The sequence below is a fragment of the Methylobacillus sp. DLP286 genome, from assembly GCF_056636515.1.
This window is the reverse complement of record NZ_CM153145.1, coordinates 2141928-2158625: the sequence shown is the minus strand read 5'-3', so window position 1 is coordinate 2158625 and position 16698 is coordinate 2141928. Positions and strand designations below refer to the sequence as shown.

The 16698-nt window shown below is 60.8% G+C and carries 15 protein-coding genes; 10 read left to right on the top strand and 5 right to left on the bottom strand.

Features of this window, described 5'->3' with window-relative positions; genetic code table 11:
- Positions 1-14 precede the first annotated feature (14 nt).
- Positions 15-320 carry an ArsR/SmtB family transcription factor gene (locus ACWXTG_RS10260; protein ID WP_480219831.1) on the bottom strand — a complete coding sequence of 102 codons (306 nt, stop codon included), beginning with the start codon at positions 318-320 and terminating at the stop codon, positions 15-17.
- Between the two features lie 149 nt (positions 321-469).
- On the opposite strand from ACWXTG_RS10260, the gene ACWXTG_RS10255 reads away from it, so the two are divergent.
- From ACWXTG_RS10255 to ACWXTG_RS10225, 7 genes are all read left to right on the top strand, one after another.
- Positions 470-1219: a 2OG-Fe dioxygenase family protein gene (locus ACWXTG_RS10255; RefSeq protein ID WP_407996264.1), complete on the top strand. Its 750-nt coding sequence runs from the start codon at positions 470-472 to the stop codon at positions 1217-1219.
- A 256-nt stretch (positions 1220-1475) separates the two neighbouring features.
- Positions 1476-5162 carry an EAL domain-containing protein gene (locus tag ACWXTG_RS10250; RefSeq protein WP_480219830.1) on the top strand — a complete coding sequence of 1229 codons (3687 nt, stop codon included), beginning with the start codon at positions 1476-1478 and terminating at the stop codon, positions 5160-5162.
- 84 nt (positions 5163-5246) lie between these two features.
- Entirely contained in the window at positions 5247-5528 is a 282-nt protein-coding gene (locus ACWXTG_RS10245; protein WP_480219829.1) for a DUF5666 domain-containing protein, read from the top strand.
- Between the two features lie 365 nt (positions 5529-5893).
- Positions 5894-7693 (top strand): GGDEF domain-containing protein, encoded by a 1800-nt coding sequence (locus tag ACWXTG_RS10240; RefSeq protein ID WP_480219828.1) that lies wholly within the window; start codon positions 5894-5896, stop codon positions 7691-7693.
- Positions 7693-8121: a GNAT family N-acetyltransferase gene (locus ACWXTG_RS10235; protein ID WP_480219827.1), complete on the top strand. Its 429-nt coding sequence runs from the start codon at positions 7693-7695 to the stop codon at positions 8119-8121. The genes ACWXTG_RS10240 and ACWXTG_RS10235 overlap by 1 nt, the downstream gene beginning before the upstream one ends.
- Positions 8122-8249: 128 nt before the next feature.
- On the top strand, positions 8250-8612 hold the full coding sequence (locus ACWXTG_RS10230) for a VanZ family protein (protein WP_309565871.1): 363 nt from the start codon (positions 8250-8252) through the stop codon (positions 8610-8612).
- Between the two features lie 67 nt (positions 8613-8679).
- On the top strand, positions 8680-9915 hold the full coding sequence (locus ACWXTG_RS10225; RefSeq protein WP_480219826.1) for an MFS transporter: 1236 nt from the start codon (positions 8680-8682) through the stop codon (positions 9913-9915).
- Positions 9916-9936: 21 nt separating this feature from the next.
- Here the strand turns inward: ACWXTG_RS10225 and ACWXTG_RS10220 are convergent, their stop codons facing one another.
- Entirely contained in the window at positions 9937-10851 is a 915-nt protein-coding gene (locus ACWXTG_RS10220; protein WP_407993391.1) for a LysR family transcriptional regulator, read from the bottom strand.
- A gap of 178 nt (positions 10852-11029) precedes the next feature.
- On the opposite strand from ACWXTG_RS10220, the gene ACWXTG_RS10215 reads away from it, so the two are divergent.
- Genes ACWXTG_RS10215 through ACWXTG_RS10205 form a run of 3 tightly spaced genes read left to right on the top strand, consistent with a single transcriptional unit; the run spans position 11030 to position 14797 of the window.
- Positions 11030-11491, top strand: a complete 462-nt coding sequence (locus tag ACWXTG_RS10215; protein ID WP_407996259.1) for a (2Fe-2S)-binding protein — start codon at positions 11030-11032, stop codon at positions 11489-11491.
- Positions 11488-13788, top strand: coding sequence for a xanthine dehydrogenase family protein molybdopterin-binding subunit (locus ACWXTG_RS10210; protein WP_480219825.1), 2301 nt, complete (start codon positions 11488-11490; stop codon positions 13786-13788). Before ACWXTG_RS10215 ends, ACWXTG_RS10210 begins: the two co-directional genes overlap by 4 nt.
- A 4-nt stretch (positions 13789-13792) precedes the next feature.
- Positions 13793-14797, top strand: a complete 1005-nt coding sequence (locus ACWXTG_RS10205; RefSeq protein WP_480219824.1) for an XdhC family protein — start codon at positions 13793-13795, stop codon at positions 14795-14797.
- Between the two features lie 177 nt (positions 14798-14974).
- Here the strand turns inward: ACWXTG_RS10205 and ACWXTG_RS10200 are convergent, their stop codons facing one another.
- The 3 genes from ACWXTG_RS10200 to ACWXTG_RS10190 form a co-directional block, all read right to left on the bottom strand.
- Positions 14975-15571, bottom strand: coding sequence for a nucleotidyltransferase family protein (locus ACWXTG_RS10200; RefSeq protein WP_480219823.1), 597 nt, complete (start codon positions 15569-15571; stop codon positions 14975-14977).
- 19 nt (positions 15572-15590) lie between these two features.
- A complete protein-coding gene (locus ACWXTG_RS10195; RefSeq protein WP_480219822.1) occupies positions 15591-16022 on the bottom strand; it encodes an NUDIX hydrolase in 432 nt (143 codons plus the stop codon).
- Between the two features lie 62 nt (positions 16023-16084).
- Positions 16085-16585, bottom strand: coding sequence for a ProQ/FinO family protein (locus ACWXTG_RS10190; protein WP_480219821.1), 501 nt, complete (start codon positions 16583-16585; stop codon positions 16085-16087).
- Positions 16586-16698: the final 113 nt, after the last annotated feature.

Below are 16698 nucleotides of genomic sequence, written 5' to 3'. Positions count from 1 at the left end.
GGGAATCTCTTTCGTTAGATTTCTTGTTGGATGTAATGCAGCACGCTTTGCAGGGCGGTCTGCATGTAGTCTTTGTCTATGGAAAAAAGCACCTCTTTACCTACTTTTTCACTCTTCAATGCTCCTCCTTGCTGCAGCACCTTAAGATGATGGGTGATGGCGGTCCGGCTCAGGTCCGAGGCGCTGACGATCTGGCTGATGCTCAAGCGCTCGCTGGGTTCGAACGAAAGCAGGATGCGCTGGCGGTGCGCATCGCCAAGCGCGACGAATAGATCGGAAATGTCCTGCCATTCGGTTGGGATATTGACGGGCGTTTTCATAACTAAATAATTAGTTATGTAGTGATGATTGTCAATAAGTTTTTTTCAAAGATCGTTCGCGATTCGCTAATATGCTGGTGTAGTTCGCAGGACATGTTGATGCCTGTGGATGCTTGAGAATAATGAGAACCAACCCCTGGCGGTGTTAAGTGAGTGAAAAGCTTTTGATGCAGGTAAATGATACGGTAAGCCTTTGTGAAAAGATCACGGGCGATGGATTCAGCTTTGTCCCGGGGCAACAAATAAAAGCATGGCTGCTGGCTTCCAATCCTGACGCGTTATCGGACTGGCAAGCATTCGACGCCAGCTGGGACGGGATGCCCCTGGATGAATACATGGCGGATGGCGGGCGCTACCGCCGCCGCCGTTTTGCCACGCTGAGCGCCGAAGCCGCAGGCCCTATCGTGCTGGAGCCGCACCAGCCGCATTACCAGAGCCGGGAGTACAACTCGCTCAATGGCGGGATTGCGCGCATCTACGAACCCATACCCTCCAGCCTGATCCATGGGCAGACAATGCAGGGTATCCTGCAGCTCAGTCGCGACTTGTTCAGCCGCCTGCGCCCGCAGGCGCGCTGGCATATCGAAGCGCACCAATTCCGCATAGAGGCCAATCAGCAGGAGCATGGCCAGCCTGCGCCCGAAGGCGTGCATCGCGACGGCGTGGACTATGTGCTGGTCATGATGGTCAAGCGCGTCAATATTTCTAGCGGCACCACGACCCTGCACAACCTGGATAAAGTCGTGCTGGACAGCTTCACCCTCACCAACCCGCTGGACTGGGCGCTGGTGGACGACCGGCGATGTATGCATGGCGTGACGCCTGTCGAGCAGATCGACCCCGCCATGGCGGCATATCGCGACGTCCTGGTGGTGACGTTTACTGATAAGAGCAGCTAACAGCGCTCTTATCTGTCGTTGTCGTCCTGCCTTGCCATGCTATTTTGTACTGCGCTGTTTTGTATTCCCCGTTGCAGAGTGCCTGGCCAGGAACGCTTCGCTGAGTTTCGTTGGCGGCCCTAAGTCCTGAAAGGGATGTGTTCGTGTTCCTGTTGAACCTGATGGGTGCAGTATTGAGAGTATTTCGCTGAGCGGCAGCAGTTTGCTCTGTCGGCGAAAGTGAAGGAATATGGACTGTTCAATTCATCATATTGTGATGCGTTTCTTGTTATTGAGCCTCCTGCTGGTGAGCGGGCAAGGCTTTGCCGAGCCTTTGGAAAAGGTCAGGCTGCAACTCAAGTGGTATCACCAGTTTCAGTTCGCCGGCTATTACGCGGCCCAGGCAAAAGGCTTTTACCGTGAGGAGGGCCTCGATGTCGAGATCGTGGAAGCGGACATGGCGCACTCTTCCATCGAGCGCGTTGTCTCCGGCACGGCGCAATACGGCATCGGGGATGCCGAAATCGCCATCGCCCGCCTGCACGGTAAGCCGATCGTGGCACTCGCCTCGATCTTCCAGCATCCTCCCCACGTACTGCTGAGCAAGAAGTCCAGCCACATACGCAGCCCTGCGGACCTGGTCGGCAAACGCATCATGCTGGCGAATACCGAATGGCGCGACGCCCAGCACCGGGCGTTGCTGCGCAAGCATGGCATTGACATGCAGGAAGTCACCATCCTGCCTCAAAGCGGCAGGCTGGAGGATTTGCTGGAGGACAAGGTGGACGCCATCTCCGCTTATGCCACCGTCGAGCCCTTGCGCATGGCGGAGCTAGGCGTCGAAACCTCGATGCTGATGGCGATGGATTTCGGCGTCGATTTTTACGGCGACACCCTGTTTACCACCGAGTCCGAGCGCAACGCGCATCCGGACCGGGTGGAGGCCTTTCTGCGCGCGAGCCTGAAGGGCTGGAAATATGCGCTGGCCAATCCGCATGAAATCGCGCAGCTGATCGTGTACATGCCCTCCGCCAGGAAACCGGCCCCCAGCTTGAAACAGCTGATGTATGAAGCCAGGGAGATGGAGCGCTTCATTCTGCCGGATGTGGTTGAGCTGGGGCGTATGACGCGTGCGCGCTGGGAATTCATTGCCCGCATGTTTGTCGATCTCGGTCTGATCGAGCCCGGTTATTCACTCAATGGATTCCTCTTGAAAGAGGAGGAAGACACCACGCATCTGGTCAAGTGGTTCGCGGGCGGCGCGTTGCTGGTGAGTCTGGCTGCGGGCCTGGTATTGCTCTGGAACCTGCAAATCCGCAGAAAGGTGCGGGAGCGCACGGAGGCATTGCATGCGGAAATCCATCAGCGGAAGCTGGTCGAGATGGAACTGGAATCCAGCCAGGAGCAAGTCAGGTTGACTTTCCACAGCGCCTCCGCTGGGATCGCCATGATTTCCATCGAGGGACGGTTTCTGCTGGTGAACCCGGCTTTCTGCGACATCGTCGGCTATTCCGAGAATGAGTTGAAGAGCCTGCACTGCCATGACCTGGATTATGGGCAGAATGACCTGGAGGCGTGGAAAAACCGGCAGCGTCTGTTGGAGGGCGAGATCGACCATTCGGTAGTGGAAAAGCGCTACAGGACGAAGTCCGGCCGTTCTGTCTGGGTGCGCATCAGTGCGACCCTGGTCAAGAACCCGGACGGCAGTCCGCGCAACCTGATCAAGGTGGTGGAAAACATCGAGCAGCAAAAGCGCCAGGAAAGCCTGCAGGTCGAGCAGCGGCACCTCTTGGAGCGCATTGCCGCCGGCGCCGTCCTCGACGACGTGTTGGTGGCGACAGTGGCGTTGCTGGAGGAGCAATATCCGGACGTGCTGTGCTCGATCATGTTGCTGGACAAGCCGGATACGTTCGGCAGAAGCATTGCGCTGCGCTTGCCGAAACGTTATCTGGACAAGCTCAAGGGCTTGCAGATCGGTCCTTCGGTCGGCTCTTGCGGTACGGCGGCGTACGAGCGCCGCACGGTGGTGGTGGCGGACGTTCAGCAGGACTCGTTGTGGACGGATTACCGCGACCTGGCCAAGCGCTACGGGCTGAGGGCGTGCTGGTCGATGCCGATCTTGTCGAGCAGCCAGCAGGTGCTGGGCACATTCGCCGTGTATGGCCGCGAGGTGCGCGTGCCCGAACAGCGTGAAATGGAATTGGTGAGCGCATGCTCGCATATCGTCGGCATCGCGATCGAGCGCCATCACTCCGAGGAGCAGCTCAAGTTGCTGGAAACCAGCATTGCCCGGCTCAACGATATCGTCCTGATCGCTGAGGCCGATCCGGAAGGCATGCAAAGCCCGCGCCTCATTTTCGTCAACAAGGCGTTCGAGCGGCTGACCGGCTATACGGCCGAGGAGGTGCTGGGTAAGGACCCCGGCCTGCTCGACGGACCAAGCACGCAGATGGATGAAATGCGCCGGGTGAAGGCCCTGCTCAAGCAGGGCGAATCCGTGCGCACCGAGCTGATCAATTACAGGAAGAACGGCGATGAGATCTGGCTGGAAATGGATATCCTGCCGATAGCGAACAACGCCGGAGTGTTCACGCACTGGGTCGCGGTCGAGCGCGACATTACCGAGCGCAAGGCGGCAGAGAGCAGGATCCAGCATCTGGCGTTCTACGATATGCTGACCAACCTGCCGAACCGGCTGCTGTTGCTGGACCGGCTCGAACAGGCATTGCTCAACAGCATGCGGCTCAAGCGCTCCGGTGCCCTGCTGTTCCTGGACCTGGACAATTTCAAGACGCTCAACGACACCCACGGCCACGATTTCGGCGACATGCTGCTGGAGCAGGTGGCGCAACGCCTGCTCGGCAGCGTGCGCATTACCGATACCGTGGCGCGCCTGGGCGGGGACGAGTTCGTGGTGGTGCTGGAGAACTTGAGCGAGCAGAGCGGCGACGCGGCGCAGGAGGCTAGCCTGGTCGCCGACAAGATTCTCCTGGCGTTGAGCCAGCCGTTCGGGTTGTCGGGATATGAGCATTATTCATCCTGCAGCATCGGGGTGGCCCTGTTCTGCCCGGAGCAGCAAGTCACCGTGGACGAGTTGTTGAAGCGGGCCGACCTCGCCATGTACGAGGCAAAAGCCGCCGGGCGCAATACTTTCCGCTTCTTCGACCCGGCGATGCAGGCATTGATCACCAAGCGTGCCGCCATGGAAGAGGACCTGCGCCAAGCCTTGCGGCGCGATGAAATGCGCTTGTACTACCAGCCGCAGGTGGATAATCACGGCAAGCTGCTGGGCGCGGAGGCGTTGATACGCTGGGAGCACCCGCAACAGGGCTTGCTCTCACCGGCGGCGTTCATCGAGCTCGCCGAGGAAACCGGCCTGATCCTGCCGGTCGGGGAATGGGTGCTCAAGACGGCATGCCTGCAACTGGTGGCATGGGCGGAGCGACCGGAAACCGCAAGCTTGGGCTTGTCGGTCAATGTGAGCGCACGCCAACTGCACCAGCATGACTTTATCGACCGCGTGTTTGCCATCCTCAAGGAGACGGGGGCTAATCCGCAATTCCTCAAGCTGGAGCTTACGGAAAGCACCCTGGTGGAAAATATCGAGGACATGATCGTCAAGATGAATACCCTCAAGGCGATGGGGGTAGGTTTCTCCATGGACGATTTTGGTACTGGCTATTCTTCATTGGCCTACCTCAAGCGTTTGCCCTTGTCTCAACTCAAGATCGACCGTTCATTCGTGCGCGATGTGCTGATCGACAGCAACGACGCCTCCATCGTGCAAACCATCATCGCCCTCGGCCAGGGGCTGGGGATCGAAGTGGTGGCGGAAGGCGTGGAAAGCCGCGAGCAGCAGCTATTCCTGGAGGAGCACGGCTGCCTTGAATACCAAGGCTATCTTTTCGGCAAGCCGCAACCGGTCGACCAGCTTGAGCGCGAGTTCGGCCTGGCTAAAAATTGACATCAGGCTAGTTTTTGGGAACTATTCCTCTGGATATGTGCAATTTTTCACATATCTTCCGTATTCACATGAGGAGAAAGTGCCATGAAAAAAATACTATGTTCGGGTGTTGCCATGCTTGTGCTTGCCGGATCGGCATTGGGCGTGCAGGCGGCGGAAGAAGAGTTTTACGGCGTGCTTGAAAGCCGTCCGCAAACGGCGGAAGGTACCTGGGTGGTATCCGGGCGCAAGCTGGAAGTGACCAAGAAGACCGAACTTGAGGAAAAGCATGGCCCGCTGGTTGTCGGCGCCTGTGTAGAGGTTGAAATCGAGGACGGGCTGGTGGAGGAAATCGAAACCAAGAAGAAGGAAAAGTGTGCCAAGTAACGCAGCCTTGCCATAAGGTCGCTCGAGGCACCAGTCATCAAGCCTTCCTGCGTTAAGAGCCGCTAACAAAACTCCTTCTGACGTTGTTGCCCTGCATTACCGTACTAGCTTCGCTGAGTTTGTTAGCGGCTCTTTGAACAGATTATTGATCCCAGCTGATGACTGCCCGGACCTGGTTTAGCTCTATCTTTATCCGGGCGGTTCCCGCCATGCTCTGGTCGCATCCGCAGAATGCCGGGGTGAAAATCTGTTTGATCCATATATTGAATCCTCATGATTAGCGCTATGCTAATCGCCATGGCTGCATGGGGCAGCCTGATGGCCGTCACGGTCTACTTCACCATTTGTCTGAAGATTGAGCAATCATGCAAGAATCCGCTTCTGCCATTGAGATTGCGCGTCAAACCCTGATACAGCTTTCTTCGCGCAAGATACCGCCTACGCCGGACAATTTCCGTATCGTCTATGACGAAATTGCCGGTGTGAAATCCATGGATAGCGCTGCCGAGCTTGCCAATGCCCTGGATGAGGTGCTGCTCGTCGCCAGCGTGCAAAGCCCGAAATACCTGGCTGCGGCGCAGGCGATCAAGCAGTCGGTGGATGCCCGCAACTGGTCCCGCTTCAAGGAGCAGCTGGGCAACCTGCTGCCTCAGGCGGCGGCAAAGGACGATGTCACCTGGCCCGCGGCATTGCGCCATTTGCTCAAGCAGCTGGAAAGCAGCCACAGGGGCATCACTCTCAGCCGCAAGCGCGAGGGCTTGCAGCGCTTGCTGAACAATTTCGAGCAGGATCCTGCATTGCCGCAGAAAATCCACGCACTGGCGAGCTCATGGGGGGCAGGCATCAGCGAGGACTTGGTGGACGGCGCCCAGCAGGAGGGGGCGGCAGTACAGGAATCATCCCCAATGCAGGCCGGCAATGAGCAGGAACCGGCACGCACCTATTATGCGAGGATCGCCGACCATTGGCGCAATATGCTGATGCGCACGATCAACCTGATCGTGATCCCCCAATTGGCGGCCTGGCCTGAAATGGCAAAGAAGGCGGAAGCCTTGCTCGAGGATATCCGCCTCGCCTATGCGGAAAACGATGTGCTGAAGCAGGCGGAAAGCCTGAAAGCTGTCCTGTTCACATTGGAAATGCACGGGGATACCCAGCAGCGCACCCATGAAGGCCTGCTGCAATTGCTGCGTTTGGTGGTGACCAGCATGAACGAGCTGGTGATGGAAGATCAATGGCTGCACGGGCAGGCCATAATCGTGCAGGAACTGCTGCAAAAGCCGTTGTCGCTGGATATGCTGTACGACGCGGAAAGCAGCCTCAAGGAGCTGATTTTCAAGCAGGGGCAGCTCAAGCCCCGCTTGCTGGATGCCAGGGATTCCATGAAGAAAATGGCGGAGGTCTTTGTCGGCCGCCTGGCGGACCTGGTGGACAGCACCAATGAATACCAGGAGAAAATCGACGGCTACAAGCAGAAAATCACCGAGTCTGAAGATATTGTCGAGCTGAATGCGCTGATCGACCGCATGCTGGAAGATACGCGCAGCATCAGCTTCAATATCCGCCAATCGCGGGAGATACTGACAGAAACCCAGCAACGCGTGGTGGAGTCCGAACGCCTGGTGCAGGAGCTGACTGCCAAGCTGGAGCATGTGAATGAAGTCGCGCATGAGGATTTCCTCACGGGCACGTTGAACCGGCGCGGCATGGAGCAGGCGCTGGAGCGCGAGTTCGACCGGGCGAACCGCCATGCCACGCGCTTGAGCCTGGCGATGATGGATATCGACCATTTCAAGCGCCTCAACGACAAGCTCGGCCATGCGACGGGCGACAAGGCCTTGGTGCATCTGTCGAAGGTAATCAAGGAATCGTTACGCAGCACCGATGTGCTCGCCCGTTATGGCGGAGAGGAGTTCATCATCATCCTGCCGGGCACGGGAGAGGCCGAGGCCGTGGAGATCATGAAGCGCGCGCAGCGCGACCTCACGCGCAATTTCTTCATGCACGACAATGAGCGCGTCTTGATCACCTTCAGCGCCGGCGTCGCGGAACGCGAGCAGGACGAACCGGCCCAGTCGTTGCTGCCGCGGGCGGACAGGGCCCTCTATCGCGCCAAGCAGGCGGGTCGCAACCTGGTGGCCGGCGCGGCCGATATCGCCAAGTGATGTTCACCGAGATTGCCTATGGTTCCGACCTCTACCGGCAGAGCCTGCATTTGCGAGAACAGGTGTTGCGCGTCCCGCTCGGCCTGACGCTGAGCGCCTCGGACATGGCCGGAGAGGATCAGCAAAAACATTTTGGTATCGTCGAACAACACGCATTGCTGGCTTGCCTGGTGATCAAGGCCGGGCGGAAGCCATTGGCGAAGCTGCGGCAAATGGCCGTAGCCCCCGCCATGCAAGGCCGGGGATTGGGCAGGCTGCTGGTGGATGCCGCAGAGCTGTGGCTGCGGCAGGCCGGATTCGACCAAGTCGTATTGGATGCGCGCGAAACCGCGATCGGCTTTTACCAGTCGTTAGGATACCGTGTCGATGGCCCTGTATTCCAGCAGGTGAGCATCCCTCATCGCTGCATGCATAAGCTGCTGGCATGACCCGTGCATGGGTTAATGATGGCTGCTGGAGCCCTGCCGTGCTAGCATGACGCATCCGCTGCCATGAGGCGTGGCGCTGTCACCGCGGTTCGCCGCATATCATTTTTACTGGCCTGAATACAAAGCAATTGATTACACCTGAACGCCTGAAGTACCTGGCACTAGGCATGCTCATCCTGTTGGTCGCCGGCATTTTCATCGGAGGGGAAGCGCCCGGCGCGGGGTCGCTGTTCCCGCCGCCTTGGGATAAAGTCGTGCATTTCTTCGTCTTCGGCACTATCGGGGTGCTCGCGGGCCTGGCGTTTTTACGGCTGCCGCTGGCTGCCGTCTGGATCATCGTCGTGGCCCTGGGCGCTGCCGATGAGCTGCACCAGCTGTTCATCGAGGGCCGGCAGGCCGGCCTGGACGACTTGCTGGCCGATGCGCTGGGAGGGCTGGCCGCGTTGCCGGTGCTTGCCCTGTTGCGGCGCTGGCTGGGCCAATATTCGTGACCTCGGGGAAATAGTCTTAATTTGCGCCATGGTGTCATGAGGGCGGCGCATTCTTTACAATACCGACATGGCCCCTGACGTTTCACCTTATCCGCTACGCAATATTGCGTTCCTGAAACTGCTGGCTTTCCGCGTCAGCATCACGTTTTCCTACCAGATCATGGCGGTGGTGGTGGGCTGGCATATTTACCAGATCACGCGCGACCCCCTGTCGCTGGGCCTGATCGGTTTGGCCGAGGTGATCCCCTATTTCTGTACCGCCCTGTTCGCCGGTTATGCCGTCGACCATTATTCGCGGCGCATGTTCGGCGTGATGGCTAGCATCGTGCTGGTGATCAACGCCCTCGTGCTGGCGGGGATCGCGGCCGGGTGGTTGTGGCACCCCAGCGAGTCGTCGCAATTCATCTATCTTTCGATTGCCTGCGTCGGTTTTGCGCGCGCTTTCATCGGCCCGTCCTATAGCGCCCTGTTTGCACTGGTATTGCCGCGCCAGCAATTCGCCCGGGCGGCCAGCATCGGCAGCTCGGTACTGCAGACCGGGCTGGTGCTGGGGCCGGCGATCGGGGGCGGGGTGATCGCCCTGGCGGGAATCAGTACGGCTTACGCCTGTTCCGCAGTGTTCGCAGGGGTCGCCGTCGCCGCCATGCTGAGCCTGAAGGTGAAGTCGCCGGTTGTCGAGGCGGATGCGCCAATCTTTGCCAGCATCGCCCAGGGTTTGCGCTTTGTATTCAGCAACCAGGTCATGCTGGGTGCGCAGGCGCTGGACATGTTTGCCGTATTGTTCGGCGGCGCGGTCGCCATGCTGCCGATGTTTATCCATGACGTGTTCCAGCACGGGCCTGAAGGCCTGGGCATCTTGCGCGCCGCCCCCGCAGTCGGCGCGATAGCCACCGGCGTCTGGCTGACGCACCACCCGGTCAATCGCCGTGCCGGGCGGATATTGCTGGTGGCTGTGGCCGGGTTCGGGTTCAGCATCATCGCTTTCGCCTTGAGCAGGAATTTCTGGCTAGCGGCGTTCCTGTTACTGATTTCAGGTATTTGCGACGGCGTGTCGGTGGTGGTGCGGACGACCATCATGCAGCTGGTCACCCCGGATGAAATGCGCGGCCGCGTTTCCGCGATCAACGGCATATTCATCGGCTCCTCCAATGAGCTGGGCGCATTCGAGTCGGGAATGGCGGCCAGGCTGATGGGCTTGATCCCTTCCGTCATTTTCGGCGGGGCGATGACGATTGCGGTGGTGGGCGCGGTGGCGCGTTTTGCGCCCAAGCTGCGCCGCCTCAACATGCGCGACTTGCACTGACCTATTTAAGACCGCAGCCGCCTAGCGCTGGGTAGGGAAATGCGCCGGGTCGCTCAATGCCTGGACAATTTCGTCATACACCAGGCGGATACGCTCCGGCACCGGGCCGCGGCGCGGACGGTAGACATTCAAGTCCCAGGCCGGCGCCACGAACTCGTCAAGCACGCTCACCAGTTCTCCGCTTTCGAGCTGCGGTATCACCAGCGGGGCGCCGATCTGGGCGAAGCCGACGCCGTCCAGGGCAAGCGACACCTCGCTATCGGAATCGTCGGTGATAAAGCTGGCCTGCCGGGGGTTGATCTGCTGCCCGTCGGCGAAGAACCAGGGCCAGTTCTTCCCGCTGCTCTTGTCGACGAGGGCGATGGTGGGGACGTGATGCAAATCCTCCAGTTGCTGCGGCGTGCCTGCGCGTGCCGCCAGCTCCGGCGTGGCGACGACGAGGAACGATACCTTGGCGAGCGAGCGGGCGACAAAACTGCTGTCGCGCAGCAATCCCACGCGCACCCCGATATCAATCTGCTGTTCCACCACGTCGCTGTGCATGTCGGAGAGGCGCAAGTCGATGGTGATATGCGGATGCTCCCTGGCGATGCGGCTCAGTATGGGTTGCAGGAAACGCCTGCCGATCACGACCGGGGCGGTGATGCGCACCACGCCGCCTATATCCCGCTCCTGCCGCTTGCCGCTGGTCATGAACAAATCATCCACGCCGCTGATGGCGTCGCGCCCGCGCAGGGCCAACTGCTCGCCAAACTCGGTGATGCGTATCTGCCGCGTATTGCGGTAGAACAGGGGTTCTCCCAGCAGCGATTCCAGCTCCTTGACCGCGCGGGTTACCGCCTGCGGCGAGATGCTGAGCCTTGCGGCGGCCTCCTTGAAGCTGGAGGCCTCGGCGGTGGCGCAGAAGATACGCATCATTTCCAGGCGGTTGAGCATAACGGTTCCGGTTGAAAGTCCAGCCTTAATTATTCCATAAAATGGAATTCTAAAATGAGCATATTTCCATTTATAGAATAGGGGAATTTGCGCATACTCGGCATATCCCATTGATAGCAAACGATATATTTAATTGTATATAGCGTTTGCCGGTTTGCAAAAAAAGAAAGGAATTCACATGGTAACGCTGGACATCAACGGCAAAAGCCAGCAGCTCGATGTGCCGAACGATATGCCCTTGCTGTGGGCGATCCGCGATATCGCACAGTTGACCGGGACCAAGTTCGGCTGCGGCATGGCGTTGTGCGGGGCATGCACCGTGCATCTGGACAGCGAGCCCGTCAGGGCTTGCGTCACCCCGGTCTCGGCCGCGGTGGGCAAGAAAATCACGACGGTCGAGGCCGTGGGCGAGGACAAGGTCGGCAAGGCGGTGCAGGCGGCCTGGCTGGAGCTGGGCGTCGCCCAGTGCGGCTATTGCCAGGCCGGGCAGATCATGTCGGCGACCGCGTTGCTGCGTTCCACGCCCAATCCCACGGACGAGGATATCGACGAAGCCATGAGCGGCAATATCTGCCGCTGCGGCACTTATCCGCGCATCCGCGCGGCGATCAAGCTTGCTGCCAAGGAGGGTGCGAAATGAGCCGGGAACTGGTATTGGATTTGCCGGACCTCAGCCGCCGGCGGCTGCTCAAGGGCATGGGCCTGGCGACCGGCCTCGCCCTTACGATCGGCGTCAACGGCCTGGTGCGCGCCGCAGTGGAAGAACCTAAGAAATACGGCGGCGACGCCATGCCGGGCGGCCTCAAGGAGGACGTGCTGGTATTCGTCTCCATCGGTACGGACGGCATCGTCAACATCGTCGCGCACCGCTCGGAAATGGGCCAGGGCGTGCGTACCAGCCTGCCCTTGGTGGTGGCTGACGAGTTGGAGGCGGACTGGGCGCGGGTCAACGTGGTGCAGGCCGAGGGCAACGAGGCGCGGTATGGCAATCAGAACACCGACGGCTCGCGCAGCATGCGCCACCACTTCGAGCCTATGCGCCGCATCGGCGCAACGGCCCGCATGATGCTGGAAGCCGCCGCTGCCGCCACTTGGGGCGTGCCTGTCGGCGAAGTGCAGGCAAGGCAGCATCAGGTCATCCACAAGCCTAGCGGCAAGACGCTGGGTTACGGCGAGCTGGCGACGGCAGCGGCCAAGATTCCCGTGCCTGCGAAAGCGCAATTGAAGCTCAAGCCGGCTTCGGAGTTCCGCTACATCGGCAAACAGAACACGCGCAATGTCGATGGCCAGAAAATCGTCACCGGCACCACGCATTACGGCATCGATACCAGGCTGGAAGGCATGCTGTATGCCGTGGTGGCGCGGCCGCCGGTATTCGGCGGCAAGGTGAAGTCCTTCGATGCCAGCGCCGCGCTCAAGGTGCCGGGCGTTGCCAAGGTCATCGAGCTGCAAAGCAGCAGCCTGCCGCCATTGTTCCACCCCCTGGGCGGCATCGCGGTGCTGGCGAGCAATACCTGGGCTGCCATCAAGGGACGCGAGGCGCTCAAGATCGACTGGGACCACGGCGCGAATGCTGCTTACGACTCGCCCGCCTTCCGCAAAACCCTGGAGGATGCCGCACGCAAGCCAGCCAAGGCCGTGCGCAACAACGGCGACGCCGCGGGCGTGCTGGCAAAATCCAAGCAGATTTTTGCCGCCGAATATTACCAGCCGCATATTGCCCACAGCACCATGGAGCCGCCGGCAGCGACCGTGCGCATCGTCAACGGCAAATGCGAGGCCTGGGCATGCGTGCAGGACCCGCAAGCGACGGTGAACGCCTTGGCCGGCCATCTCGGCTTCAAGCCGGAAAACGTTCGCGTCAACGTCACCTTGCTCGGCGGCGGTTTCGGCCGCAAATCCAAGCCGGATTTTGTGGTGGAAGCCGCCCTGCTTTCCCAGGCGATGGACGGCAAGCCGGTTAAGGTCACTTGGACGCGCGAGGACGACCTGCACCACGACTATTTCCATACGGTCTCGCTCGAGCGCATCGAGGCCGCACTGGATGCCAAGGGCGTACCGACAGCATGGCTGCACCGCACGACGGCGCCTACCATCGCCTCGACCTTCGTCGAGAACGCCAAGGGCGGCGCGCCGTTCGAGCTCGGCATGGGGGCGGTGAACCTGCCGTTCAACATCCCCAACATGCGGGTCGAGAGTCCTGAAGTGCCCGCGCATACCCGTATCGGCTGGTTCCGCTCGGTGTCCAATATTCCGCACGCCTTTGCCACCCAGTCCTTCGTGGCCGAGCTGGCGCACAAGGCCAAGCGCGACCACCGCGATTACCTATTGGACCTGCTCGGCCCCGCGCGCAAGGTCGCCCCGGACAGCATCTCTGATAGCTGGAACTACGGCGAGTCGCCCGAGCGCTACCCGCTGGATACCGGGCGCATGCGCCACGTGGTGGAACTGGCCACGCAGAAAGCCGGCTGGGGACGCAAGCTGCCCAAGGGTCACGGCCTGGGCTTGGCGTTCTGCTACAGCTTCGTCACCTATGTTGCCGCCGTGGTCGAGGTGGTGGTGGGCGATGACGGCGAGATCAGCATTCCGCGCGTGGACATCGCCGTGGATTGCGGTCCGCAGGTCAACCCGGACCGTATCCGCTCGCAGGCGGAGGGCGCGTGCATCATGGGCGCCAGCCTGACGCTCACGGGCGAGATCAGCTTCAAGAACGGCGTTGCCCAGCAGAGCAATTTCCATGAGTACCAGGTGATGCGCATAGAGGAGGCGCCGCGCGAGATTCGCGTGCATCTGGTCGAGCACAAGCTGGATGTGCCGCTGGGCGGCATCGGCGAGCCTGTGACGCCGACGATCGCCCCTGCGATCTGCAACGCCATTTTTGCCGCGACGGGCAAGCGCATCCGCACGTTGCCGATCCGCGACCAGTTGAAGGCATAAGCTCATGCATGTCCCTGAGCAGGAAGTGCTGGAACATGCCATCGCCTGGTTGCAGGCGGGCCATCGCGTGCACCTGTGCACCGTGGTGCGCACCTGGGGCTCGTCGCCGCGCCTGCCGGGCGCCATGCTGGCGTTGCGGGACGACGGCCAGTTGCTGGGCTCCGTTTCCGGCGGTTGCATCGAGGACGAGCTGATCGATCGGGCGCGCCACGGCCGCCTGCCGGAGGTGAATGGCTTGCTCGAATATGGCGTCAGCCGCGACGAGGCGCAGCGGTATGGCATTCCTTGCGGCGGCCGACTGCAGATTTTCGTCGAGCAGGTGACGGATGCCGATGCTCTACGGCCGGTCCTGGAAAGCCTGCGGCAACGCAGGCTGTTGCGCCGCTCAGTGCGGCTCGGCACCAGCGAGTTCATGCTTGGCGAGGCCATGCCGGGTGCCGTGGCTTGCCTGGAGGATGGCTGGTTCCACCATTATTTCGGCCCGCAATGGCGCTTGTTGGTCATCGGCGCCAACCAGCTGGGCGCCATGCTCGCGAGCATGGCGCAGGCGCTGGAATTCAATGTGCTGTTGTGCGACCCGCGCGAGGAAATCCGCGCGCAATGGCAGGTCGATGGCGTGCAATGGTGCGAAGGCATGCCGGATGACGTGGTGCTGGAGATTGCGCCTGACGCCTATACCGCGATCGTGGCGGTGACGCACGACCCCAAGCTTGACGACATGGCCTTGCTGGAGGCATTGCGCTCGGAAGCCTTCTACGTCGGCGCGCTCGGCTCCAGGCTCAACCAGGATAAGCGCCGCGAGCGCATGCGCATGTTCGACCTCAACGAGGAGGAAATCAGCCGCTTGCACGGCCCGGTAGGCCTGCCTATCGGCAGCCGCACTCCTGCGGAAATCGCGGTCGCGATCCTGGCCGAGATCATCCAGATCCGCTCGCAGCAGCGTGCGGCGGCGATCACCAGCCAGTCGATTGCAAATGCGCTGTCGGCAGGCAGCGCTTGCGCCAGTTAAGAGCGGAGAGGCGAACAAAACTTTCCTGGCGTCGGTTGCCCTGTCGCCATACTGCTTCTTGTACTACCTGAAGCGGAACGCCTTGCCAGGACCGCTTCGCTGAGTTGTCAGCCGCTCTGGGACATCCTAAACCAAGCCGCTAGATTGCTTTTGCTTTCTTCCTGCAGGCTTGCCCGGTCAGGGTTGCGGCAATAAGCGCTGCAGTTCCTCCCAGGTGTCGAAGTCCTGCAGGATGCCCGGGTCATCGCATTCCAGTAGCCGAATTTCTTTTGCATGGCGGCGCAGCACCGAGCGTGCGCCCTCGTCGCCGCTCAAGCTCGCCAGCTCGGTAAAAAAACGCCTGCCTAAGCTTACCGGGTGTCCGCGTACCCCTTGGTACGCAGGCGCGGCGATATGTGCGCCTGCCGCGAGCTGCCCGGCGACGGCGGCAATAGTCTCCGGGCGGATGAACGGCATATCCGCCAGCGCTACCACGACGGCATCCGGAGGCGCGGGCCGTAAAAGGACATGCCGCACGGCGGCAGCCAGACTGTCGGCCATTTCCTGCTGCTCGGGCTGGCAGAGGAGGACTTCCATGCCGATGCCTGAAAGCAATGTGGCGAGATCGGGAGTCTCGGGCCTGACCACGGCCAGGCTCTCGGGCAAGGCCGCGAGCAGGTGTTGCGCGGAGACGATTGCGGTCGGCTGTCCCGGCTGTAACGGGAAAAGCAGCTTGTTGCCATGAGTGAAGCGACGGGAGTGGCCGGCCGCGAGCAAGATGCCGGTAACGTTCATGTCCTATCCAATATCGGCGCTAACATCCGTCAGCAGCCATGTGCGATATGCCCAGGCGGGCGACCTCGGCCACATCCTTGCTCAACAGCAGGTTGGTGTCTTGGAGCGCGTCGAGCGAGAACCACCCTGTCTCCAGGGCATCGTCGGCGGGAGCCGGCGTGCCTGAAATCCACCGGCATAGCACCGCGATCAAGATGAAATGCTGCTGGCTAGAAGGCTGAGCATCGCCGGAGAATGCGTCCAGCGCCGTCAGGACGCTGATCGCCTTGCCCTCGATGCCGGTTTCCTCGAGCAGCTCGCGGGTGGCGGCCTGCTCGATGCCCTCGCCGATGTTGATCTTGCCGCCCGGAAACCCCCAATAGCCCGCATCAGGCGGGTTGGCGCGCCTTACCAGCAATACCTGGCGGTCATGGGCGACGACGGCGATGGCGGCGGGAACCGGGTAAGGCATCAACGCGACGGGGATGGATTGGCAGGGACGTCATGCAGGTCGGCAGGTCTCACCAGGATGCGTCAGGCGGCCGGTTCTGCAGGATTCTCTTCGGGAGGAGTGGCGGCTGGCGCTGCTTCCGGCTTGGGCTTGCGCGGCTGCTTGCGCCGCGCTTCCAGGGAGCGCGCCTGCGCGGCATCGCGTGCCGTGACCTCTCCCGCCGGGTTGCCTTCGAGGTCGACGCGAGGCGCCCCCTCGACGATGCTGGCCCAATAGCGCGTGCCGCGGCACCAGGTCTTCACCGCATCCGTGATCGCGGCTTCCTCCAGGCCGATTTCCTTGGCTTTCGCCAGCAGTTCCTGGTGGATGCCGATCTTGAGCGGCAGCTTGGGCGCGGGGTTCTTGGGAAATGTCTTGGGAAAGTGCCTTTGCAGCCTGCCTATGCTGAGCACCACGGGGTCGACCGGGTTCTCCGGCTTGCGCGGCGCGGCGGTCCTTGGCTTTGCCTGGGGCTTGGCCGGACGTTCCGCCTTGGCCTTGGCTGCCAGTTGTTTTTTCAGTTCTGCGAGTTGTTCGAAGCCCATGATGGTGTTTTAGAAACAAAAACGGGATTCTACTACTGAAAGCCGGGTAGCCAGAAGGTTATTGCATTCCCTAGCGTTGCAATCTTGCTTGCCCTGTCACCAAGGCTGCATAT